This window comes from Leucobacter exalbidus, assembly GCF_017834145.1.
Taxonomy (GTDB): domain Bacteria; phylum Actinomycetota; class Actinomycetes; order Actinomycetales; family Microbacteriaceae; genus Leucobacter; species Leucobacter exalbidus.
On the sequence record NZ_JAFIDA010000001.1, the window covers coordinates 881,631 to 904,432 of the forward strand.

At 61.9% G+C, this 22,802-nt stretch carries 14 protein-coding genes and 3 rRNA genes; 2 read left to right on the top strand and 15 right to left on the bottom strand.

Translation table 11 applies throughout. From position 1 onward, the window contains the following. Nucleotides 1–117: 117 nt before the first annotated feature. The gene (locus JOF28_RS04060; protein ID WP_209704593.1) at nt 118–1,581 is read right to left on the bottom strand and encodes a helix-turn-helix transcriptional regulator; all 1,464 of its coding nucleotides are present in this window, start codon (nt 1,579–1,581) and stop codon (nt 118–120) included. A 233-nt stretch (nt 1,582–1,814) separates the two neighbouring features. Here JOF28_RS04060 and aceB point away from each other — a divergent pair, with 233 nt between their 5' ends. After that, complete coding sequence (gene aceB / locus JOF28_RS04065) at nt 1,815–3,404, top strand: malate synthase A (protein ID WP_209706758.1); 1,590 nt, start codon at nt 1,815–1,817, stop codon at nt 3,402–3,404. A gap of 79 nt (nt 3,405–3,483) precedes the next feature. On the opposite strand, the gene mnhG is transcribed toward aceB, so the two are convergent. From mnhG to JOF28_RS04110, 9 genes are all read right to left on the bottom strand, one after another. Continuing rightward, nucleotides 3,484–3,870, bottom strand: a complete 387-nt coding sequence (gene mnhG / locus JOF28_RS04070) for a monovalent cation/H(+) antiporter subunit G (protein WP_209704594.1) — start codon at nt 3,868–3,870, stop codon at nt 3,484–3,486. Beyond that, nucleotides 3,863–4,171 carry an MrpF/PhaF family protein gene (locus JOF28_RS04075; RefSeq protein ID WP_209704595.1) on the bottom strand — a complete coding sequence of 103 codons (309 nt, stop codon included), beginning with the start codon at nt 4,169–4,171 and terminating at the stop codon, nt 3,863–3,865. Before JOF28_RS04075 ends, mnhG begins: the two co-directional genes overlap by 8 nt. Then, on the bottom strand, nt 4,168–4,743 hold the full coding sequence (locus JOF28_RS04080) for a Na+/H+ antiporter subunit E (RefSeq protein ID WP_245189861.1): 576 nt from the start codon (nt 4,741–4,743) through the stop codon (nt 4,168–4,170). The genes JOF28_RS04075 and JOF28_RS04080 overlap by 4 nt, the downstream gene beginning before the upstream one ends. Then, nucleotides 4,736–6,388, bottom strand: coding sequence for a Na+/H+ antiporter subunit D (locus tag JOF28_RS04085; protein ID WP_209704597.1), 1,653 nt, complete (start codon nt 6,386–6,388; stop codon nt 4,736–4,738). Before JOF28_RS04085 ends, JOF28_RS04080 begins: the two co-directional genes overlap by 8 nt. Continuing rightward, entirely contained in the window at nt 6,385–6,888 is a 504-nt protein-coding gene (locus tag JOF28_RS04090; protein ID WP_209704598.1) for a Na(+)/H(+) antiporter subunit C, read from the bottom strand. Before JOF28_RS04090 ends, JOF28_RS04085 begins: the two co-directional genes overlap by 4 nt. Next, the gene (locus tag JOF28_RS04095; RefSeq protein WP_209704599.1) at nt 6,885–9,758 is read right to left on the bottom strand and encodes a Na+/H+ antiporter subunit A; all 2,874 of its coding nucleotides are present in this window, start codon (nt 9,756–9,758) and stop codon (nt 6,885–6,887) included. Before JOF28_RS04095 ends, JOF28_RS04090 begins: the two co-directional genes overlap by 4 nt. A 216-nt stretch (nt 9,759–9,974) precedes the next feature. Beyond that, nucleotides 9,975–10,091, bottom strand: a 5S ribosomal RNA gene (gene rrf, locus JOF28_RS04100). A 144-nt stretch (nt 10,092–10,235) separates the two neighbouring features. Then, nucleotides 10,236–13,346 (bottom strand): 23S ribosomal RNA (locus tag JOF28_RS04105). 421 nt (nt 13,347–13,767) lie between these two features. Next, nucleotides 13,768–15,294 (bottom strand): 16S ribosomal RNA (locus JOF28_RS04110). Together the 16S, 23S and 5S rRNA genes form the textbook arrangement of a ribosomal RNA operon. Nucleotides 15,295–15,713: 419 nt before the next feature. Here JOF28_RS04110 and tgt point away from each other — a divergent pair. Beyond that, the gene (gene tgt / locus JOF28_RS04115) at nt 15,714–17,057 is read left to right on the top strand and encodes a tRNA guanosine(34) transglycosylase Tgt (RefSeq protein WP_209704600.1); all 1,344 of its coding nucleotides are present in this window, start codon (nt 15,714–15,716) and stop codon (nt 17,055–17,057) included. Nucleotides 17,058–17,078: 21 nt separating this feature from the next. Here tgt and JOF28_RS04120 read toward each other — a convergent pair whose 3' ends face one another. From JOF28_RS04120 to JOF28_RS04140, 5 genes are read right to left on the bottom strand one after another with little or no spacing between them, the layout of a single operon-like run. After that, entirely contained in the window at nt 17,079–17,825 is a 747-nt protein-coding gene (locus JOF28_RS04120; RefSeq protein ID WP_209704601.1) for a queuosine precursor transporter, read from the bottom strand. Beyond that, the gene (locus JOF28_RS04125) at nt 17,818–18,810 is read right to left on the bottom strand and encodes an NAD(P)/FAD-dependent oxidoreductase (RefSeq protein ID WP_209704602.1); all 993 of its coding nucleotides are present in this window, start codon (nt 18,808–18,810) and stop codon (nt 17,818–17,820) included. The genes JOF28_RS04120 and JOF28_RS04125 overlap by 8 nt, the downstream gene beginning before the upstream one ends. 2 nt (nt 18,811–18,812) lie before the next feature. After that, a complete protein-coding gene (gltX, locus tag JOF28_RS04130; protein WP_209704603.1) occupies nt 18,813–20,354 on the bottom strand; it encodes a glutamate--tRNA ligase in 1,542 nt (513 codons plus the stop codon). Nucleotides 20,355–20,408: 54 nt separating this feature from the next. Further along, entirely contained in the window at nt 20,409–21,788 is a 1,380-nt protein-coding gene (locus tag JOF28_RS04135) for an MFS transporter (protein WP_342452075.1), read from the bottom strand. Continuing rightward, nucleotides 21,785–22,741 (bottom strand): LysR family transcriptional regulator, encoded by a 957-nt coding sequence (locus JOF28_RS04140; protein WP_209704604.1) that lies wholly within the window; start codon nt 22,739–22,741, stop codon nt 21,785–21,787. Before JOF28_RS04140 ends, JOF28_RS04135 begins: the two co-directional genes overlap by 4 nt. Nucleotides 22,742–22,802: the final 61 nt, after the last annotated feature.

The following is a 22,802-nucleotide window of genomic DNA, read 5'->3' on the forward strand; positions in this document are numbered from 1 at the left end:
AACTCGTGACCTACGGGCTTCCGCCCCTTGTATTCTCTACGCTATCGCAGCTACCTAGGCTTATGCACGTCGCGAGGCCATATCTGTCACAAGAATCTGGCACCGCGCGTGGCGTGCCTACCGCGAGGCCTCGTGGCGCTCCAAGAAGGAGTACACCTCGTTCGCATCCACGCCGGGAAATGTGCCCGTGGGAAGCGCGGCGAGGAGACTGGTGGGGGTGGCCGCTTCGGGCCAGGCCGCGCTTTCCCACTTACGGGTGAGTTCACCCGAGGCACGCTTGCAGCAGCGGTCGTCGGGGCAGTTTGAGCTGGTGCGGTGGGTGGTTTCGCGGCCGCGAAACCATTTCACGTCTTCAAATCTCACGCCAACGCTCACCGAGTACAGGCCCTCTTTTGCCTTCTCGAGGCGCGAGGTGCACCAGTAGGTGCCGCCGGCCGACATATCGGTGTACTGGTACCAGGGGTTGAACTGGTCGGGCTGCGTGAATACGGTGCGAGCCGTCCAATTGCGGCACACCGATGCACCTTCAAAGTTGCCGAGAGCGTCAGAGGGAAACCGCACCCCGTCGTTCTCGTACGCCTTGATCAGGGTGCCCGATTCGTGCGCCTTCATGAAGTGCACGCGCAGGTCGAGCTTCTCGGTGGCGAGGTTGGTGAAACGGTGCGCTGCCATCTCGTATGAGACGCCGAAGGCATCGCGCAGGTCTTCCATTGAGATGTGCCGTTCTTGTTTGGCCCGCCGCAGTACGTCACCGGCCGCTCCCTCGGGCAAGAGCACCGCACCCGCGAGGTAGTTGGCTTCTACGCGCTGCCTCAAGAACTCACCGTAGCTGCCGGGTTCTTCGTGCCCGCACACCACCCCAGCGAGGGCCCGCAGCACGGGGGCGCGTGCGTCGCGCGAGGGCAGATTGGCGCTCAGATAGATGCGTCCGTTGCGCCGGTCGATGACCGAGCGTGTGGAGTGCGGAATATCGGTGACGTAGTGCAGGCTAAACCCGAGCTTTTCGGCGATGTTTGAAATCGACTGCTGCGACACCGGTCCCCCGACGTACCCCACCGAATCGAGCAGCCCTGAGGCCGCACGTTCAAGATCAGGGTAGTAATTGCCCACCACGCGCATTTCACGGCGCAGCTCGGTGTTGGCACGCCGCGCCTCTTCGGGGGTCGCCGCACGTTCACGGTGCAGCCGCTCCACTTCTTGGTGGAGGCCCTGCAGCGCCTTCAGTGTTTCGTCGCTCGTCGCTTTCGATACGCGAATGGGCGCGAGGCCGAGTGATTCGAACACGGCGCCGCGCTGGGCACGCTCGACCGCGATCTCGAGGGCGGCCCGCTCGCTCGGCGCTTCTTCGATGAGCAGCTCGTCGATGGTCGAGGAGAGTGCTTGGGCGATGGCGCGCAGCAGCGGCAGCTTGGGTTCGCGCTTCCCGTTTTCAATCGCCGAGAGCTGCGAGGGTGCCCGGTCTACCGCGGCGGCCAATTGCTCAAGGGTGAAGCCGAGCTCGATGCGGCGCTCACGCACGCGGCGCCCGAGGGTGAGGGCGTCGCCAGGTTCGACCGCGGTGTCGATGTCTGTCAGAGTCATGCCCCCTATGGTGGCATCTCGCGATATTTCTAGCAAGCAGAAATACTGCGAATCTTCTCAACGCATTTCACGTTTCTGCTCGCTGATGGGACCCAGGATAGAACTACACCGCAAGATTCACCCTCGGGTCCAATCCATCAGGAGTCACCGTGTTCAACGAAGCCACGCAGACGGCCACGCAGACCGCCACGCCGTCGCGCCCCGCCACCCTCGCACCCAGCTCCGCTTCCCGCATCGAGATTCTGGGCCGCCCCTTCACCCGCAGTGAAGAGATCCTCTCCCCTGAGGCGCTCGCGTTTGTCACTGCGCTCCACGACCGGTTTGCGACCTCGCGTCACGAGCGCCTGGCCGATCGCCAGCGTCGCCGCTACGAGATCGGTAACGGCCGCGACCCCAAGTTTCGCGAAGATACCCGCGCGATCCGCGAGGACACCACGTGGCGTGTGGCCGGCGCAGGCCCCGGCCTCGAAGACCGACGCGTAGAGATCACCGGGCCCACCGACCCGAAGATGACCATCAACGCTTTGAACTCTGGCGCCCGCGTCTGGCTGGCCGACCAAGAGGATGCGACGAGCCCCACCTGGCAGAACGTGATTGGTGGCCAGCTCTCACTCTTTGATGCGATTCGCGATCAGCTCGAGTTCACTAGCCCCGAGGGCAAGCAGTATCGCGTCACCGCCGAGCGCACCCCCACGATTGTGATGCGCCCCCGCGGCTGGCACCTCGTCGAGAAGCACCTGCGCTATGTCGACCCTCAGGGTCAGGCTGGTGCCGCCTCAGGCAGCCTCGTTGACTTTGGCCTCTACGCATTCCACAACGCGCAGGAGCTCGTGGCCCGCGGCCGCGGCCCCTACTTCTACATCGCCAAGATCGAATCCAGCGAGGAGGCGAAGCTGTGGGATGACATCTTCACCTTCACCGAGCAGACGCTTGGCCTGGCGCACGGCACGATTCGCGCCACCGTGCTCATCGAGACGCTGCCCGCAGCCTTTGAGATGGACGAGATCCTGTACGTGATGCGCCACCACATCGCGGGCTTGAACGCGGGCCGCTGGGATTACATCTTCTCGATCATCAAGAACTACCGCGGCCGCGGCGCACGCTTCGTGCTTCCCGACCGCAGCGAGGTCACGATGACGGTGCCCTTCATGCGCGCCTACACCGAGCTGCTGGTGCAGACCTGCCACAAGCGCGGAGCATATGCGATTGGCGGTATGAGCGCCTTCATTCCCAACCGCCGCGACCCCGAGGTGACGGCACGAGCCGCCGAGAAGGTCACCGCCGACAAGCGCCGCGAGGCCACCGATGGCTTCGACGGCACCTGGGTGGCGCACCCCGATCTCATTCCGGTGGCACAGGCTGAGTTCGATGCGGTGCTGGGCGACCGCCCCAACCAGGTCGATCGCCTGCGCGACGACGTCACCGTCACCGCGCGTGATCTACTCGACGTGCACATCGGCCGCGATATCACCGAGGCCGGGGTGCGCGAGAACGTCTCGATTGGCCTGCGATACATCGAGGCGTGGCTGCGCGGTAACGGCGCGGTTGCGATCGATAACCTGATGGAAGATGCGGCGACGGCAGAGATCAGCCGCTCGCAGATCTGGCAGTGGATCAACCAAGATCAGCGCACGGCCGAGGGCACCCTCATCACGGCCGAGTGGGTGAGCGGCCTCGTCACTGAGGCGGTCGCATCATTCGATCGCCACGACGGTGACCGCTTTGCCGACGCGGTTGACCTGTTCGCCGATGTCGCCCTGGGCGACCAGTTCCCCACGTTCCTGACCGTGCCCGCCTACAGCCGGTACCTGGTCGACGCCTAACCACCCGATCATGCATCAGGCCCCAGCTACCTCGCGAGGTAGCTGGGGCCTGATGCATTGATCCGGATCAGCGTGCGCCTTATCGGTACAGCGATTCGCTGCGTTCGATCGCGGGGCCGAGCTCGTCAATCACCATGGTGGCTTCGTCGACCTGCCCGGCACGGTAGGCGGCACGGCCGACCATGTGGGCCGCGATCGGGGCCGTCAGGCACTGGAATACGAACACCGGTACGAGCGCTGCCAGCGTCGCGAGGGAGCGCTCGTCGAGGGCGACTGCCGCGATCGTGAGCAGCAGGCCGAACACCTGCGGTTTGGTGGCGGCGTGCAGCCGGCTCAACGCATCAGGAAATCGCAGTAGCCCGATACCGGCCGCCACCGACAACAGCGCAGCCAGCACCAAACACACCATCGCGGCGATGTCCATGATGTTCGCGAGCGGGCTGCCGTCACTGAGCAGTTCAGACATGTTCACCCCGTTCTGCCGACGCTTCGGGTGTCGGTCGTTGTCTGCGCACGTAGCGGGCGACGACGATGGTCGCGAAGGTGGCAGTTGCCGCGATCGCCGTCATCAGCGGGATGGAGTCGGTGTGCCCGCGCAGCACCATATCGACCCCGAGCACCAGCATCAGCGTGGTGAGCAGCACATCAGAGGCGATCATGCGGTCGAGCAGCGTCGGGCCAGCGATGATGCGCACGATGGTCATCATCGCGGTGGCCGACAGCCCGATCCCCGCGATTACCGCGAGCACCATTATGGTTACGCTCATTGGTCAGTGTCCTGTCGCTCGCTGTCGGCCTGCGGCCCCGGGTTGCCAAAGGTCAGCACGAGCAGCCGCTCGATGCGGCGCACCTCGCGGCGCATCGCGGTAATTTCGCGCTGGCTGGGGGTGTTGAGCACGTGCAGGTACAGCACCGATTCGAAGCGGTCGACGTCGGCCACGAAGGATCCGGGAATCAGCGAGATCGTGAGGGCCACGGCCGTCAAGATGAAGTCAGATTTGGTGTGCAGTCGCGCACCAATGATTGCCACGGGCGGCGGCGGGCCGGGCCGCACCGCGATCCAGGCGACCTGCCACGAGGCCTTCGCCAGGTGCCACAGGAAGTAGCCCAGAAACTTCAGCCCGTACCACAGGTTGAAGCGGCCAGCGAGCTCGACCGGGGGCAGATAGAACAGTCGCATCACGACGATGGCGACCACGATGCCGCTGACGACTGAGAGGAGCGAAAGTTCGCCCCACATCAGCGCCCACAGCGCCACCAGTCCCACCATCAGCGGCAGCTCGTGTACGCGCACCGCCCATTCCATGCGCCGGGCACTCGCGCGCGACAGCTTACTCATGACCATCACCCCCGGGTTCGGTCACGCCACTGCCACCGCCGAGCTGCCCCGGGGTATCCCCCAGCACAATCGATACGAGTTTGCCGGGGTTGGCCATCGAGTCACCGGCGCGCGTTGCGTACGCGTACAGCGGGCCTGCGAAGACGGTAAGTGCGATACTCACGCATACCATCCCCGTGGTGGCGGCGATCATCAGCCGCGGAATATCTTTGCGTTCTTGCAGGGGGCCGGCGTCGGGCGCATCCTGCAGCTTCTCGATCATGGCTTCTTCGCGCACGCGCAGCACCATGGCTTCGGTGGTCGGCGGCACGACCTTTGCGACGGCGCTGCGACGCGGGCGCCAGAACGCCAGCACCCACGCACGCGCGAGCGCATACAGGGTGAGCAGTGACACGAGTGCGCCCACGCCCATCAGCCAGTAAGCACCGGGGGTGGCGAGTTCGGCACCGGCCGTAAACAGGCCGACCTTGCCGATAAAGCCTGAGAACGGTGGGATGCCGCCCAGGTTCAGCATCGGAATGAAGAAGAGCACGGCGATCACCGGTGAGCGTCGCATCAGACCGCCCAGCTCAGCAAGTGACGTGGTGCCGCCCTCACGCTCGATCAGACCGACCGCGAGGAACAGGGTGGTCTGCACAATAATGTGGTGCGCAATGTAGTAGATCGTGGCGGCAAACCCGGCGGCGTTGGCCATGCCAATACCGAAGATCATGAACCCGATGTGGCTAATGAGCGTGAACGACAGCAACCGTTTCACGTCGAGTTGAGACACCGCTCCCAAGATCCCCACGATGAGGGTGAGCCCCGCCACCACCAGCAATATTTTATCGACGCTGGATTGTGGGAAAAGTTGCGTTTGGCTGCGAATAATCGCGTAGACGCCCACCTTGGTGAGCAGCCCGGCAAACACCGCGGTCACAGGAGCTGGTGCGGTCGGATACGAATCGGGGAGCCAGAATGACAGCGGGAACACCGCGGCCTTAATCCCAAAGGCGATGAGCAGCGACAGGTTCAGTAGCAGCTGCACTTCGCTGGGCAGCTCAGCGATACGCAGCGTGAGCTGAGCCATGTTGACCGTGCCCGTTGCGCCGTAGATCAGTGCGATCGTGACGAGAAACAGCACCGATGACACGAGTGACACCACGACGTAGGTGATGCCCGCGCGAATGCGCTGACCGGTGCCGCCGAGGGTAATCAACACGTAGCTTGAGACCAGCAAAATCTCGAAACCGACGTAGAGGTTAAAGAGGTCGCCAGCGACAAACGCGTTGAAGACACCCGCGCCCAACACCAGGTAGGTCGGGTAGTAGATCGACACCGGAGTCTCGTCGTCACCGTCGGCGAGGCCCTGCCCGATCGAGAACACAAACACGCCCAGCAGCACCACGGCCGACACCACAAGCATGAGTGCCGAGACCCGGTCGACGACCAGCGCGATGCCGAACGGGGCTGCCCAGCCGCCCACTTCCATCACGAGCACGTCGTGAATGTCGACGAGCCACATCAGGGTGCCCGCGATCAACACCGTCAGGATCAGGGCGGTGAGGGTGATGCCCTGCTGAATGCGACGACGGCCCGGCAGCGCCAGCGTGATGGCGGCTGACGCGAGCGGCACGAGCACCATTAGTGGGACAAGCGCAATCATGCGTGCTCCTTCCCAGTCGTGGTGGCATCTGCGGTGCGCGGGGAATCGGCCGCGCCGCCTGTCGTATCGGTGTCGTCTGAGTCGTCAGAAGTTTCGGGGGTTTCGGCGACGTCTTCATCGGTGACCTCGTCACCGGCGAGTGCGTCGCTCGTGCCGATTTCGAGATCGGAATCGTCATCGCGCACGGTATCGCTCTGGTCTTGCGCGAGGCGCCATGAGCGATAGATCAGGGCGAGCAAGAAGGCACTCACCCCGAAGGTGATCACGATCGCGGTCAAGATAAAGGCCTGCGGTAGCGGGTCGCTCGTCTCCCCTTCGCCGCCGCCCACAATGGGTGAGCGCCCAAATGATCCGGACATCAAGAAGATGAGCAGGTTTGCACCGTTACCCACGAGCAGAAAGCCGAGCAGCACGCGCGTGAGCGTGCGGTCGAGCATCAGATAAATGCCGCACGCAAACAGCACCATCATGACAATCACGAGCACGAGTGGTGTGGTCATTTGGCCATCGCCTCCTCGGTACGTTCAGCATTGTCTTGTTCTTCGTGTTCGTCGATTTCGGCGCCCAGGCTGCGCAGCACGTCAAGCACCAGGCCGAACACCACCAGATACACGCCGATGTCGAACAGCGTCGAGGTGACGAGCGGAATCGAACCGAACCAGCCTAGGTCGACATCGATCCAGCTCGAGGCCAGCGCAGCCTGCCCAAAGAACATGGGCACGATCGCCATCGTCACCGCGAGTGCGAGACCCGCGCCGAGAATGCGACCGGCGTCAAGCGGCACCGTGGTGCTGAGCTCGTAGCGGCCGCCCGCCAGGTAGCGGGCCACGAGCGCGAGACCAGCTACGAGGCCACCGGCGAACCCGCCTCCCGGGCCATTGTGGCCGCTGAGCAGCAGATAGATCGAGAGAATAATGAGGCCGTGGAACAGCAGGCGCACCACTACCTCGAGCAAAATCGAGCGGTTCGCGGGGTCGAGCGTGCGGCCCGCGAGCAGCCACGGCGTGCGGCGTGCGGGATCGTTGGGGTCGGCAACCCTGCGCAGGTTGTCGCGCGCGAAGCCTTGGGCCTCGCGGCGCGTGATCTTGGGGCGCAGATCGGCGCGGGTGTTGAGGAACACGAGCGAGGCGACACCGGTGGCCGCGGCAAGAATCACCGAGAGCTCACCCAGGGTGTCCCAGCCGCGAATGTCGACGAGCATCACGTTTACAACGTTGCTGCCGTGACCGCCGAAGTACGCAAGATCGGGCAGCTCGAGCGAGATGGGGTCGGCAACGCGGGCACCGAGCGCGATGAGGGTTGCGGCCCCGAGTGCGAGGCCAGTGGCAATGCCGATCGCGGCGCGGGCCCAGCGCGCGGGGCGACGCACGGTGATATTGAGGCGCTGTGACAGGCGCCGGATCACCAGTACGAAGGCGATCATCGTGACCGTCTCTACCAGTGCCTGTGTGAGCGCAAGGTCGGGCGCCCCGTGGGTCGCGAAGAGCGCGGCCATACCGTAACCGGTGACGCCCACGAGCACCACCGCTTGGAAGCGGGTGCGTGCGCGCAGTGCGAAGCAGGCGGCCGTGATCATCAGGATCGCGATCGGAATTTCAACGGGTGAGCTGATCCACTGGTACTCGTTGGGCCACGCCCCGCCCCAGATGGCGACGCCGCCGATCGTGCAAGAGGCCACGATCAAAATGACCGCGAGGTAGAACGGCAGTGATCCACGTTGGGTGATGGATGTGGTGCGTACCGCCAGCGTGTCGAGCCACTGCGTGAGCACCCAGTAGATGTGCGAGGCGGTGAAGCGCTCGGGGGGTGCGGGCAGCGGCCGGCCACGGCGCGCGAGCACCAGGCTGAGCAGCGTACCCGCGCCGATGGCGACGGCTGAGGCTGCCAGTGCCGGGGTCCAGCCGTGCCAGAGCGCCAGGTGCTCGGCGTTGCTCGGCCAGCCGGTGCGCAGCAAGCGGTCAAGCAGCGGTGAGATGAATCCGAAGAGCAGCGCGACGGTAGCGAAGATCGCGGGTGCGATGTAGATACCGCGGGGCGGGGCGTGCAGGATCAGCGACGAGGGTACGCCGCGCTTCGTGAAGAAGGCACCCCACAAGAATCGGCCCATGTATGCCACGGTGAGAATGCTGCCCGCGAGGGCGACCCAGAACGCCGTCACTGCGAGCGGGCCGTCGTCGAGCAGCTCGGTAAAGGCGGCTTCTTTGGCCACGAAGCCGATGAATGGCGGGAGGCCGGCCATGGAGGCGACGGCGATGCTTGCGATGATTGTGAGCCCGGGCAATGATTTGCCGAGCCCGCTGAGCTCGCGCAGGTCACGCGTGCCGGTGGCATGGTCGATAACACCGACAGTCAAGAACAGCGGGGCCTTGGCCACGGCGTGCGTGATGAGCAGGGTGATACCCGCAAAGGTGGTGGCGGGTGTGCCTACGCCGATGACCATCACGAGCAGGCCGAGTTGGCTGACGGTGCCGTGTGCGACGAGCAGTTTGATGTCGTACTGGCGCAGCGCGCGAATGCCGCCGCCGATCATGGTGATCGCGCCAAGGGTGACCAGTGTCACTCTGAAGCCGGGTACGTCGGCGAACCCGGGGGCGAGCCTGGCGATCATGTAGACGCCGGCCTTCACCATGGCTGCGGCGTGCAGGTAGGCGCTCACCGGGGTGGGGGCCGACATGGCGCCGGGGAGCCAGAAGTGGAACGGGAAGATTGCCGACTTCGACAGCGCGCCGACGAGCACAAGGAACACCGCGGTCGTGGCGACGGCGCCGGTGGGCGCGGCTTCGACGATGCCGACGAGTGAGCTGGTGCCGGTCTGCTGCACGAGCAGCACGAGGCCGACGAGCATGGCGAGGCCACCGAAGGTGGTGACCATGAGCGCCTGCAGGGCGGCCGCGTTGGCCGTGCGCAAACGGGTCACGTGGCCGATGAGCAGGAAGGAGAAGACCGTGGTCGCTTCCCAGAAGATGAAGAGCAGGTAGACGTCGTCAGAAAGCACGAGGCCCAGCATGGAGGCGGTGAAGCCCATGAAGACGGCGGCGAAGCGAGCGAGGCCCGCCTCCCCCGCTTCGAAGTAGTAGGCGCAGTACAGCAGTACAAGCGAGCCCGCTCCGGTGACCAGCAGGGCGAAGATGGCGCTCACCGCATCGAGGCGTAGCCCGAGCGTCATGCTGAGCTGTGGCACCCACTGATAGCTTTCGGTGAGCACGTCGCCGTTGAAGACGGGAATACTCAGCGCCAGCACCCAGGCGAAGATGCCCGCCATGAGGGTGGCCAGCAGCAGGAAGGCGCGCGGGCCCACTCGGGTAACGACGGGGTGAATGCAGAGAGCGCAAAGCGCAACGACTAGCAGCATGCTGGTCATTGCACCCATATGCGTCCTACTTTCGGTGGTGGCCGTCTGTCTTCCTTAAGCTTACCGGGGGCCGCCTTGGCGCTTCCCGGGGGCACTCCGTAAGGCAGCAATTACGCATACCGCTAATAGCATAAGTAGTTGTACCACCTATGGTAGCGATAGGTAAAACAAAGGGGCCGTCAGGACACGCTCACTCAATCGTGAACATCCTAACGACCCCTTCATTGAAAAGGTGTCCGGCGGTGACCTACTCTCCCACACCCTCCCGAGTGCAGTACCATCGGCGCAATCAGTCTTAGCTTCCGGGTTCGGAATGTGACCGGGCGTTTCCCTGATGCTATAACCACCGTAACTCTATCAACATACAAACCACACCCAAACCCTAGAACACCATCGGTGTCCTTGATTTGGGGGTGTGGCCGTCCGTTGGGAACCACAAAGTAGACGCGAACAATCGTTACACAAAAATCAGATCTTATGCCCAACAAGTGGGAAGAAATCAAACCATCGGCTTATTAGTACCAGTCAGCTCCACCCGTTACCGGGCTTCCACATCTGGCCTATCAACCCAGTAATCTACTGGGAGCCTCACACACCAAATGGTGTACGGAAATCTCATCTCGAGGCCGGCTTCCCGCTTAGATGCTTTCAGCGGTTATCCATCCCAAACGTAGCCAACCAGCCATGCCCTTGGCAGAACAACTGGCACACCAGAGGTCTGTCCAACCCGGTCCTCTCGTACTAGGGTCAGATCCTCTCAAATTTCCAACGCGCGCAGAGGATAGGGACCGAACTGTCTCACGACGTTCTAAACCCAGCTCGCGTACCGCTTTAATGGGCGAACAGCCCAACCCTTGGGACCAACTCCAGCCCCAGGATGCGACGAGCCGACATCGAGGTGCCAAACCATGCCGTCGATATGGACTCTTGGGCAAGATCAGCCTGTTATCCCCGAGGTACCTTTTATCCGTTGAGCGACAGCGCTTCCACAAGCCACTGCCGGATCACTAGTCCCGACTTTCGTCCCTGCTCGACCTGTCAGTCTCACAGTCAAGCTCCCTTGTGCACTTACACTCGCCACCTGATTACCAACCAGGCTGAGGGAACCTTTGGGCGCCTCCGTTACTCTTTAGGAGGCAACCGCCCCAGTTAAACTACCCACCAGGCACTGTCCCAGAACCCGATCAGGGTCCATAGTTAGATATCCAATATGACCAGAGTGGTATTTCAACAACGACTCCACCATAACTAGCGTCACAGCTTCACAGTCTCCCACCTATCCTACACAGGCCACACCGAACACCAATACCAAGCTGTAGTAAAGGTCACGGGGTCTTTCCGTCCTTCTGCGCGTAACGAGCATCTTTACTCGTATTGCAATTTCGCCGAGTTCACGGTGGAGACAGCTGGGGAATCGTTACGCCATTCGTGCAGGTCGGAACTTACCCGACAAGGAATTTCGCTACCTTAGGATGGTTATAGTTACCACCGCCGTTTACTGGGGCTTAAATTCAAAGCTTCGAACCCAAAGGTCCTAACCTCTCCTCTTAACCTTCCAGCACCGGGCAGGCGTCAGTCCGTATACATCCACTTGCGTGTTAGCACGGACCTGTGTTTTTAGTAAACAGTCGTTCCCCACTGGTCTCTGCGGCCACCACACCCTTTCAACGTAAAGTCTAATAAGCGGATGGCCCCCCTTCTCCCGAAGTTACGGGGGCATTTTGCCGAGTTCCTTCACCATGATTATCTCGATCTCCTGAGTATTCTCTACCTGACCACCTGAGTCGGTTTGGGGTACGGGCAACAGCAAACCTCACGTCGATGCTTTTCTAGGCAGCATAGGATCACCTGCTTCCCCCAAAGGGTCCGCATCGTATCTCACCCTTCATGTCCCAAACTATTAATAAGGAACAGGCTACATACTTACACCGGGACAACCATCGCCCGGCACAGGCTACCTTCCTGCGTCACACCTCACGCTCACCACCCGAGCTTTGGGTTCGCAGCCACCACCCACACATCACCCGAAGGATCCATGCAAGCTTAGGTTTGCTTAGCACTACTCGTTAGGCCTTTGACGGTTTACCGCCGGTACGGGAATATCAACCCGTTGTCCATCGACTACGCCTGTCGGCCTCGCCTTAGGTCCCGACTTACCCAGGGAAGATTAGCTTGACCCTGGAACCCTTGGTCTTCCGGAGGACGGGTTTCTCACCCGTCTTTCGCTACTCATGCCTGCATTCTCACTCGTGTAGCCTCCACGGCTGGTTCACACCGCCGCTTCAATGGCCACACGACGCTCTCCTACCCATCCAACGGACTGAACCACAAAAGGCTTGTCTATACGTTAAATGCCACAACTTCGGTGGCGTGCTTGAGCCCCGTTACATTGTCGGCGCGGAATCACTTGACCAGTGAGCTATTACGCACTCTTTCAAGGGTGGCTGCTTCTAAGCCAACCTCCTGGTTGTCACAGCAACTCCACATCCTTTTCCACTTAGCACGCGCTTTGGGACCTTAGATGGTGATCTGGGTTGTTTCCCTCTCGACTATGAAGCTTATCCCCCACAGTCTCACTGCTGCGCTCTCACTTACCGGCATTCGGAGTTTAGCTGACGTCAGTAACCTTTTCGGGCCCATCGGCCATCCAGTAGCTCTACCTCCGGCAAGAAACACGCAACGCTGCACCTAAATGCATTTCGGAGAGAACCAGCTATCACGAAGTTTGATTGGCCTTTCACCCCTATCCACAGCTCATCCCCTCAGTTTTCAACCTAAGTGGGTTCGGTCCTCCACGCGCTCTTACACGCGCTTCAACCTGGCCATGGATAGATCACTTCGCTTCGGGTCTAGGACATGCGACTGAATCGCCCTATTCAGACTCGCTTTCGCTACGGCTACCCCACACGGGTTAACCTCGCCACATATCGCTAACTCGCAGGCTCATTCTTCAAAAGGCACGCCGTCACTAGAACAAGCTAGCTCCGACGGATTGTAAGCAAACGGTTTCAGGTACTATTTCACTCCCCTCCCGGGGTACTTTTCACCTTTCCCTCACGGTACTAGTCCGCTATCGGTCATCTGGAAGTATTTAGGCTTATCAGGTGGTCCTGACAGATTCACACGGGATTTCTCGGGCCCCGTGCTACTTGGGATACTCATCACGCGGTAAAACCATTTCGGATACGGGACTCTCACCCACTCCGGTCGACCATTCCAAGTCGTTCTCCTATAGCTTCACTCTCACGTTGACAGGCCGGCAGACCCATCCAACAAGTCCCACAACCCCGACCATGCAACCCCTGCCGGGTATCACACATGACCGGTTTAGCCTCATCCGGGTTCGCTCGCCACTACTACCGGAATCACTTTTGTTTTCTCTTCCTGGGGGTACTGAGATGTTTCACTTCCCCCCGTTCCCTCTACCCGCCCTATATATTCAGGCGGGAGTCACCAGGTACACAAGTGCCCTGGCGGGGTTTCCCCATTCGGAAATCCTCGAATCACAGCCCGTTTATCGGCTCCCCGAGGCTTATCGCAGATTACTACGTCCTTCTTCGGCTCCAGATGCCAAGGCATCCACCGTTTGCTCTTAAAGATTTGAAATCACATAAGTATCAAAAAAATCACATTATAAATAATGCGACCAATGAAAAAAATTTAGTATCAACAACAACCCGTAGGTTGTTGTTAGATGCTCGCGTCCACTGTGTAGTTCTCAACGTACGGTCGATCCCAACCACGCCACCAACAAGTGCGACGCAGAAGGGCCCGAAGAAACCAAACACCCACCCCCATACAGGAGCAGCTGGCTGGGCCTTCAGGACCCAATAGTATGCACTGTCTTGAAACTAGAACCCACTCACCCACGCTTTCCAACCCTGCCCCGTAAAGGACCTGGCGTACTTGCACAGACGAGCAAATCAAAGTTTACTTTGTCGAATGTTCCACCCATGAGCGTTCAGCATCACACGTACGGTGATGTCCTGAACATTCTGCAACAACAATGTTGTTGAGTGCTCCTTAGAAAGGAGGTGATCCAGCCGCACCTTCCGGTACGGCTACCTTGTTACGACTTAGTCCTAATCACCAGTCCCACCTTCGACAGCTCCCTCCCACAAGGGGTTAGGCCACCGGCTTCGGGTGTTACCGACTTTCATGACTTGACGGGCGGTGTGTACAAGGCCCGGGAACGTATTCACCGCAGCGTTGCTGATCTGCGATTACTAGCGACTCCGACTTCATGGGGTCGAGTTGCAGACCCCAATCCGAACTGAGACCGGCTTTTTGGGATTCGCTCCACCTCGCGGTATCGCAGCCCATTGTACCGGCCATTGTAGCATGCGTGAAGCCCAAGACATAAGGGGCATGATGATTTGACGTCATCCCCACCTTCCTCCGTGTTGACCACGGCAGTATCCCATGAGTTCCCACCATTACGTGCTGGCAACATAGGACGAGGGTTGCGCTCGTTGCCGGACTTAACCGAACATCTCACGACACGAGCTGACGACAACCATGCACCACCTGTATAGAAGTGTCCAAAGAGTTGACGATCTCTCGCCCGTTCTTCTACATGTCAAGCCTTGGTAAGGTTCTTCGCGTTGCATCGAATTAATCCGCATGCTCCGCCGCTTGTGCGGGCCCCCGTCAATTCCTTTGAGTTTTAGCCTTGCGGCCGTACTCCCCAGGCGGGGAACTTAATGCGTTAGCTACGACACAGAACCCGTGGAACAGGCCCTACATCTAGTTCCCAACGTTTACGGCATGGACTACCAGGGTATCTAATCCTGTTCGCTCCCCATGCTTTCGCTCCTCAGCGTCAGTAGCGGCCCAGAGATCTGCCTTCGCCATCGGTGTTCCTCCTGATATCTGCGCATTCCACCGCTACACCAGGAATTCCAATCTCCCCTACCGCACTCTAGCCTGCCCGTACCCACTGCAAGCCCGAGGTTGAGCCTCGGGTTTTCACAGCAGACGCGACAAGCCGCCTACGAGCTCTTTACGCCCAATAATTCCGGACAACGCTTGCACCCTACGTATTACCGCGGCTGCTGGCACGTAGTTAGCCGGTGCTTTTTCTGCAGGTACCGTCACTTTCGCTTCTTCCCTACTAAAAGAGGTTTACAACCCGAAGGCCTTCATCCCTCACGCGGCGTTGCTGCATCAGGCTTGCGCCCATTGTGCAATATTCCCCACTGCTGCCTCCCGTAGGAGTCTGGGCCGTGTCTCAGTCCCAGTGTGGCCGATCACCCTCTCAGGCCGGCTACCCGTCGTCGCCTTGGTGAGCCATTACCTCACCAACAAGCTGATAGGCCGCGAGTCCATCCATCACCGATAAATCTTTCCCACAACTGACCATGCGGCCGCTGTGCATATCCAGTATTAGACACCGTTTCCAGTGCTTATCCCAGAGTGATGGGCAGGTTACTCACGTGTTACTCACCCGTTCGCCACTCATCCACCCCAGCAAGCTAGGGCTTCAGCGTTCGACTTGCATGTGTTAAGCACGCCGCCAGCGTTCGTCCTGAGCCAGGATCAAACTCTCCGTAAAAAATTACATGCCCCACACAGAAACGGAAAAAGTTCCTGAACGGAGCGAGTTCAACCTGACAAAAACGAACATCATTACTGACGTTCATATAATTTGTCCAAAACAACCCCACCAATCCGAAGATCGGGAAGGGTTTAAATAAATTGGCATTTGACAATTTAAGTGCACACTATTGAGTTCTCAAGGACCAGACACTCCCCGTACCAGCCAAAGCCTTCCGAAGAGCAACCTGTCTAACTTACCACAACTTCTAGTAAGTATTTGCGCAAGCTAATGAGCCGGACTGTTGTTCCGGCCCGGCAGCGTTGCAGCGACAAGAGATAACAATACGCAGATGCCAGTGTGAGGGCAACTCGCGCCACCATCGCGGGCGTGTCGGCTTCAAGCGGCTTCCCGTGCAGTGCTGCTTAGATGGACTTGTGACTACGAGCCAAGACCCCGCCCACGCGCCATCGCCCGCCGACTTCTCCTTCTCTCTCGAGAATCGTCTCGAGACCGGAGGTACTCTCGGCCGCAGCGAGCAGCCGCTCGGGCGTACGGGCACCATCCATACTCCGCACGGAGATATCCAGACCCCCGCTTTTATCCCTGTCGGCACGAAGGCGACGGTGAAGTCCCTACTTCCCGCCACCGTGACCGAACTGGGCGGCCAGGCTGTGCTCGCGAATGCGTACCACCTGTTCTTGCAGCCCGGCAGTGACATCGTCGATGAGGCCGGCGGGCTCGGCAAGTTCATGAACTGGAGCGGCCCGACCTTTACTGACTCGGGTGGGTTCCAGGTGATGTCGCTGGGGGTGGGATTCAAGAAGGTCATCTCGATGACCGAGCATGAGCACGCCCCTGCCGAGGTGATTGCCCGCAACAAGGAGCGGCTGGCACACGTCGACGAAGACGGTGTGACGTTTAAGTCGTTCATCAACGGCGATCGGCATCGGTTTACCCCTGAGGTGTCGATGCAGATTCAGCACCAGCTCGGCGCCGACATCATCTTTGCTTTTGATGAGTGCACGACGCTGTTGAACACTCGCGCGTATCAAGAGGATTCAGTTGCGCGTACCGCCCGCTGGGCCGTGCGCTGCCTCGATGAGCACGCCGCTCAAACGAATGACCGTGCGCACCGCCCCTATCAGGCACTCTTCGGAGTGGTGCAGGGTGCCCAGTATGAGGATCTGCGTCGACAGGCCGCCAGCGGTCTCGCTCAGATGACGGGTGCGCAAGCAACTGACCAGTCGTTCGACGGCTTTGGTATTGGCGGTGCGCTTGAGAAGAGTGAGCTCGGCACCATCACCGGCTGGGTTTGCGATGAGCTCCCCGAGAACAAGCCCCGTCACCTGCTGGGTATTTCAGAGCCCGATGACTTGTTTGCGGCGATCGCTGCTGGCGCCGACACCTTTGACTGTGTCGCACCCTCGCGTCAGGCACGCGGTGGCAGCATGTACTCCCCCAGCGGCCGCATCAATGCCAAGGCAGCGGCGCAGAAACGCAACTTTGGGCCGCTTGACCCCGTGTGCGATTGCTTCACCTGCGAGAACTACACCGGTGCGTACCTGCATCACCTGTTCAAGGCGAAGGAAATGCTGGCGTCGACGCTCGCCACGATTCACAACGAGCGCTACATTGTGCGCTTGGTTGATCGCATCAGGGCCAGCATCATCGATGACACGTTTGCTGAGCTGCGCGATGAGGTGCTGGGTCGCCAGTACGGTGTCGAGTTTGCTCGCACCGCGGCTGAAAAGGCCAGCCAGGCTCAGTCAGTTCGCTAGCGCGAGGCGCTCGCTTGCGGCTTAGGCCGCGAGCGAGCGCTGCTCTGCGGTGCGCACGGCCGTGATCACGCGGGTCGTGATCGGCAGCAGCACTACTTCGGCGAGCACCTTCACCACGTAGCCGAGCACCACGTACATCACGAAATCGATGCCGGTGATGATGCCGGCAAACGCGATCGTGCAAAACAGCAGCGTATCGATCAGCTGCCCGACGATCGTTGAGCCGATGAGTCGCGTGCGCAAGAACCGGCCTGAGGTACGCTGGCGCAAGCGGTCGAGCACCCACGCATTCACGAGCTGACCTGCGAGAAACGCGATCAGGCTTGCGGCGACGATGCGCGGCACAAACCCGAGCACGGCGGCGTAGGCTTCTTGGTTATTCCAGCCCTCGGCGGCCGGCGAGATCTGCACCACGAAGATCGTGAGTGAAGCGACGAGTGCGAGACCGAACGCCGAGAAAATGGCGCGGCGCGAGGCCTTCAGCCCGTACACCTCGGCGAGCACATCGCCCAGCACGTAGGCGAGGGGAAAGAGGAACACTCCCCCGTCGAATACGAGCGGCAGTGACAGATCACCGAGGGTGATTGCCCCAAACGCGATCGGCTTCACGGCGACGACGTTCGAAATCAGCAGGATGCCAACGAACATTGCTGAGATCATGGCGTAGCGCGAGCCGTTTCTGGCTGCGCGCGCTCCGGGGGTTTGGTAATCCTCGGGGGTGCTGGATTCGGCTGGCTGCGCCATCGTTCGCTCCGTCGTGTTACTCATCGATCATCCCGACCCCGAGTGCACCCCGGATCATATCCATGTTGAGCTTCGCAGCAACGCGTGCTCCGTTGCCTGCGGCAATGATGAGTTGCTGCGGGCCCGGCGGCACAATGTCGCCGACGGCGTACACGCCGCGGGCCGATGTTTCGCCGCGTTCATCGGTGACGACGAGTCCCCAGTCGTCACGTTCGAGTTCGATCTCGCCCATGAATTCGACGGGGGCGTTCCAACGCGGGCGCACGAAGCCGCCTACGCGGGCAATGACTTCGCCGTCTGCGAGGCGCACACCCGTCATGTCGGCCTTCTCACCGACGATGTCGTCGATGATGCGGCGCTCGACACGAATGCCGATCGCGTTCAGCTGTGTTTCTTGCTCGGGGCGAATCGTGTCGGCCCCGTTCGTGAACACGATGAGGTCTGAGCTGAAGCGGCTGATCAGCAGCGCCCGGGCGAACAGATCTGAGGTTTCACCGATGAGTACGAGCGGTTTATCGGTCTTCTCAAATCCATCGCACTCGACGCAGCTGTGCAGCGCGGTGCCGTAGTAGGCGCGAATCATGGGCAGCTGCGGGAGCTGCTCGGTGAGCCCGGCCGAAATGAGCACGCGGCGCGCAATGAACTCGGCGTTTGCTTGGCCCCGGATCCCGGTGCCGTGCACCCGAAAACCGATGCCATCGGGGAAGCCGACGGCGTGCGCGTCAGCTTCGCTGAGTCGTTCGACCGATCTCACGATGGCCTGCGCATACTGCGCCGACGGGTACGCTTCGAATTCCTCGCGACCGATGCGGCGCAGCTCGAGCGGCGGGATGCCGTCGCGGGTCAAGAACCCGTGTGATTCGAGGGTCGCCGAATGGCGGGGGCGGTTGCTGTCGAGAATGGCGATGCGCCGATTGGCGCGCACCAGTTGCAGTCCAGCCGAAAGCCCCGCGGGGCCGCCACCGATGATGGCGACCCCAATGGGAAGATCGTTCGCACCCGCCGTCATGATTAGGCCTCTTCTGCTGCCGTTTCGGCGGCCAAGTAATCGGTGAGCTTGGCGAGGCGCGCGAGCGTCTCGCTCTTACCGAGCAGCTCGAATGATTCGAACAGCGGCGGTGAGACGCGGCGGCCCGAGGCGGCCACGCGCAGCGGACCGAAGGCGACGCGCGGCTTCAAACCGAGACCGTCGATCAGGGCAGCCTGCAGGGCGGCCTGAATGGCTTCGGTGTTCCACTCGGTTTCGGGCAGCGCGGTGAGCGCCTCTGAACCGGCAACGAGCACAGCCGTGGCGTCACCCTTCAGTGACTTCAGCGCGTCGGCCTCGTAGTTCAGTGCCTCGCTCGTGGTGAAGAGGAAGCCGAGCATGTCGTTGACCTCAGACAAGACGGTGACGCGGCTCTGCACGAGCGGCACGGCCTGGCGTACGATCTCAAGCTGCGCCTGCGTGGGCTCGACGGGAAGCACGCCACCCGCGATGAGGTAGGGCAGAATGCGGGTGCCGAAGTCTTCTTCGGTGAGCAGACGGATGTGGTCTGCGTTGATCGAGTCGGCCTTCTTCTGGTCGAAACGAGCCGGGTTGGGGTTCACGTCGTGTGCGTCGAACGCGGCGATCATCTCATCGCTCGTGAAGATGTCGCGATCCGGAGCGAGGGACCAGCCCAGCAGCGACAGGTAGTTCAGCAGACCCTCGGGAATGAAGCCGCGTGCACGGTGGTGCAGCAGGTTCGACTCGGGGTCGCGCTTCGAAAGCTTCTTGTTGCCTTCGCCCATCACGTAGGGCAGGTGGCCAAACTGCGGGATCGCCTTCGCAACGCCGATCTCGATGAGCGCGTGGTACAGCGCGATCTGGCGGGGCGTCGACGAGAGCAGGTCTTCGCCGCGCAGCACGTGGGTGATCCCCATGAGGGCGTCGTCAACGGGGTTGACGAGCGTGTAGAGCGGTGCACCGTTGGGGCGTACCACTACGAAGTCGATGGTGGAGCCTGCGGGGAACGTAATGTCGCCGCGCACCACGTCGGTGAAGGAAAGATCGACAGCGGGCACGCGGAAGCGCAGGGCCGGCTCGCGGCCTTCGGCGCGGAATGCGGCGCGCTGCTCGTCGGTGAGGTCGCGGTCGAAGTTGTCGTAGCCGAGCTGCTTGGGGCGGCCGGCCGCTTCGTTACGCGCGTCGATCTCTTCAGAGGTCGAGTAGCTCTCGTAGAGGTGACCCGCCTCGCGCAGGCGCTCGATCACGCCCTGGTAGATGTCACCGCGCTGCGACTGACGGTATGGGCCGTCAGATCCGCCAGCGTCGATACCCTCGTCCCAGTTGAGGCCGAGCCAGCGCAGCGAGTCGAGGATCTGGCCGTAGCTTTCCTCGCTATCACGTGCGGCGTCGGTGTCCTCAATACGGAACACGAAGGTACCGCCCGTGTGCCGGGCGTAGGCCCAGTTGAACAGTGCGGTGCGCACCATACCAACGTGGGGAGTGCCCGTGGGTGACGGGCAGAAGCGTACGCGAACATCAGAACCGGTCGCGGTGGAAAACAGGGAGGAGGCAGTCTCAGACATCTTGTCCAGTCTAGTCGTTGATGGTAGGAGTCGGCTGCGCATCAGCCAGGGAGCTTATGAATTTTCGCGGGATCGTGAAATCGTCAGGGCGAGCCACAGTGCGACCACGGCTCCGCCGACGAGCACGAGGCCCGCGATGATCGCGAGCAGTGAGAAATCACCGATGGCGAAGGCGACGCCGGCGAGTGCGCCCGAGATCGCGCCCGCCGCGCTCATGCAGGTGTCAGACAGCCCCTGCCACTTGGGGCGCACTTCTGCCGGGGTGATATCGGTGAGCAGCACGGCCCCCGCGACGGTGACGGCGCTCCAGCCCAGCCCCAGCAGGATCAGTGCGAGCTGCACGGTGAGGTGTGACGGGCCCGAAATATAGGCCAGCCAGACCGCGGCAGACAGCAGCGCGATGCCGACTGCGATGGTGGGGAGCCGCCCCAACTTGTTGGTGAGGTACCCAAACACGGGTGACAGGGCGTACATGCCGGCGATGTGCAGGCTCAAGGTGAGCCCCACTACCTCGGCGGTGCCGCCGGTGTGCATCAGATGCAACGGGGTCATTGCCATCAGGCCGACCATCAAGATCTGGGCGACCGCGATCACTACGATCGTGAGGATCTGGGCGATGCGGGTGGCTGTGGCGGTGATCTGAATGCGCGCGGTGCGGGGCGACATGCCTGCCGATGACGCACTGGCGGCGTCGGTGGTGCTCGGAACAGGGGCTTGCAGTTCGGCCTGTTCGGCCAGTTTGCGCGCCGTGAGCAGCGGATCTGGCCGCAGCCCCACCCAGCTGACCACCGTGGCGAGCGCCTGCGCGATGCTCGCGAACACGAACACCCCCGCGAGCGGAGGCACACCGATCGCGTTGCCCACGATCTCGCCCGGGCCGATGAGGTTGGGGCCGATGACCGCGCCCACGGTGATCATCCACACCACAAACGACAGATCGCGTGCGCGGCGACGCGTCGGGGCAAGGTCGGTGGCGGTGAAGCGCGACAACAGCTGCACCGCGCTCGCGACACCAATCAGCCCGAGGCCCACAGCGAGCACCGGCCAGACGCCAATCGCGGCGCCCAAGATCGCGGTGAGCGCGCCAACGAACGCGAGCATGCTGCCCGTGACGAGGGCACGCCTGCGCCCGTGACGCATCGCGATGCGTGCGAGCGGCACCCCGGCGGCCGCGGCACCCGCGCCAAATACGGCCGAGGCGAGGCCCGAGATCGCGTCGTTGCCGCTCACCTCGGCGAGCAGCAGCGCGCCCACCGAGAGCGCCGCGCCCACGCCCAACCCACCCAGAATGGTGGACAGGCTGAGCACGATGATGGTGCGCCGCTGCAGCGCGAGAATGCGGGGGCTCGCGAGCGTTTCGACCGGATCATTGCCCGGCAGCGCGCCGTGCGCGGCAGCGGTTGCCTCGGTGTGCGAAGCTGCGCGCTGGGTCACGCGATGGGCTCCAGCCCCCACTTGGCGCCGTCGACGCCCGCGAACAGGCGCTTCGCAAGTCGCACCTGCGGGCTCTCGTTGGCCGTCACCATGGCGACGAGGCCGATCGTGCGGTGGCGCGGGGGGTCGAGCACGAGCGCGTGGGCGTCGTCGGGCAGTGAGCGTGCCGCCGCGAGCGCGAGGCCGGGGACAAGCGCCACTGCGCCACCGGCAGCGGCCATGGCGAGCATCGCGGGCACGTTGTCGGTTTCTTGGATGATGTCGGGCTCGAAGCCCGCTTCACCGGCCGCGGTGAGCAGGTGCCCACGGCACTTCTCGCACCCGGCGATCCAGTGATCGGCGGCAAAGTCTTCGAGCTTCACGCGCCCCGTCGTGGGATCGCAGGCGCGCTCACTTGAAACGACGAGGTGCACCTCTTCACGCCATAGCGGCAGGAATGCGCTGCCCGCGGGCAGGCCAGCGGCCCCCGCGTAGTCAAAGACGAGGGCGCAATCCACTTCGCCGTCGCGCAGCATGGAAGCGGCCTCGGGCGGCTCGGCTTCGCGGTACTGCAGCGCAACGTTAGGCGCCTGCTCTGACAATCTGCGCATCAGGTCGGGCACGAGCGTCGCTGAAGCCGAGGGGAAGCCCACGAGCCGTAGTGTGCCAGCCCGTTCGCCGCGCAGATCGTCGATGGCCGCGAGTGCGGCATCAATTTCTGCGACGACGGTGCGGCCGTGATCGGCGAGGATCGTGCCCGCGGTGGTGAGGCGAATACCGCGCCCGCTGCGCTCGATGAGCGGCACACCGAGGCGAGATTCCACGCGCTTGATGCGCTGGCTCACCGCCGGCTGGCTGAGGTTGAGGCTTGCCGCGGCCGCCGTGAGCGAGCCCGTGGTGGCGAGCGCGTGCAAGATGCGAAGTTCGGTGGAATCGATTGACCCGAGCGGGTCGGCGCTGCGAAGGGTGGTCATGGGAAACATTCTACGCGATGCATAATTATTTGTGAACTATTGATAAGAATGATTCTGTTTC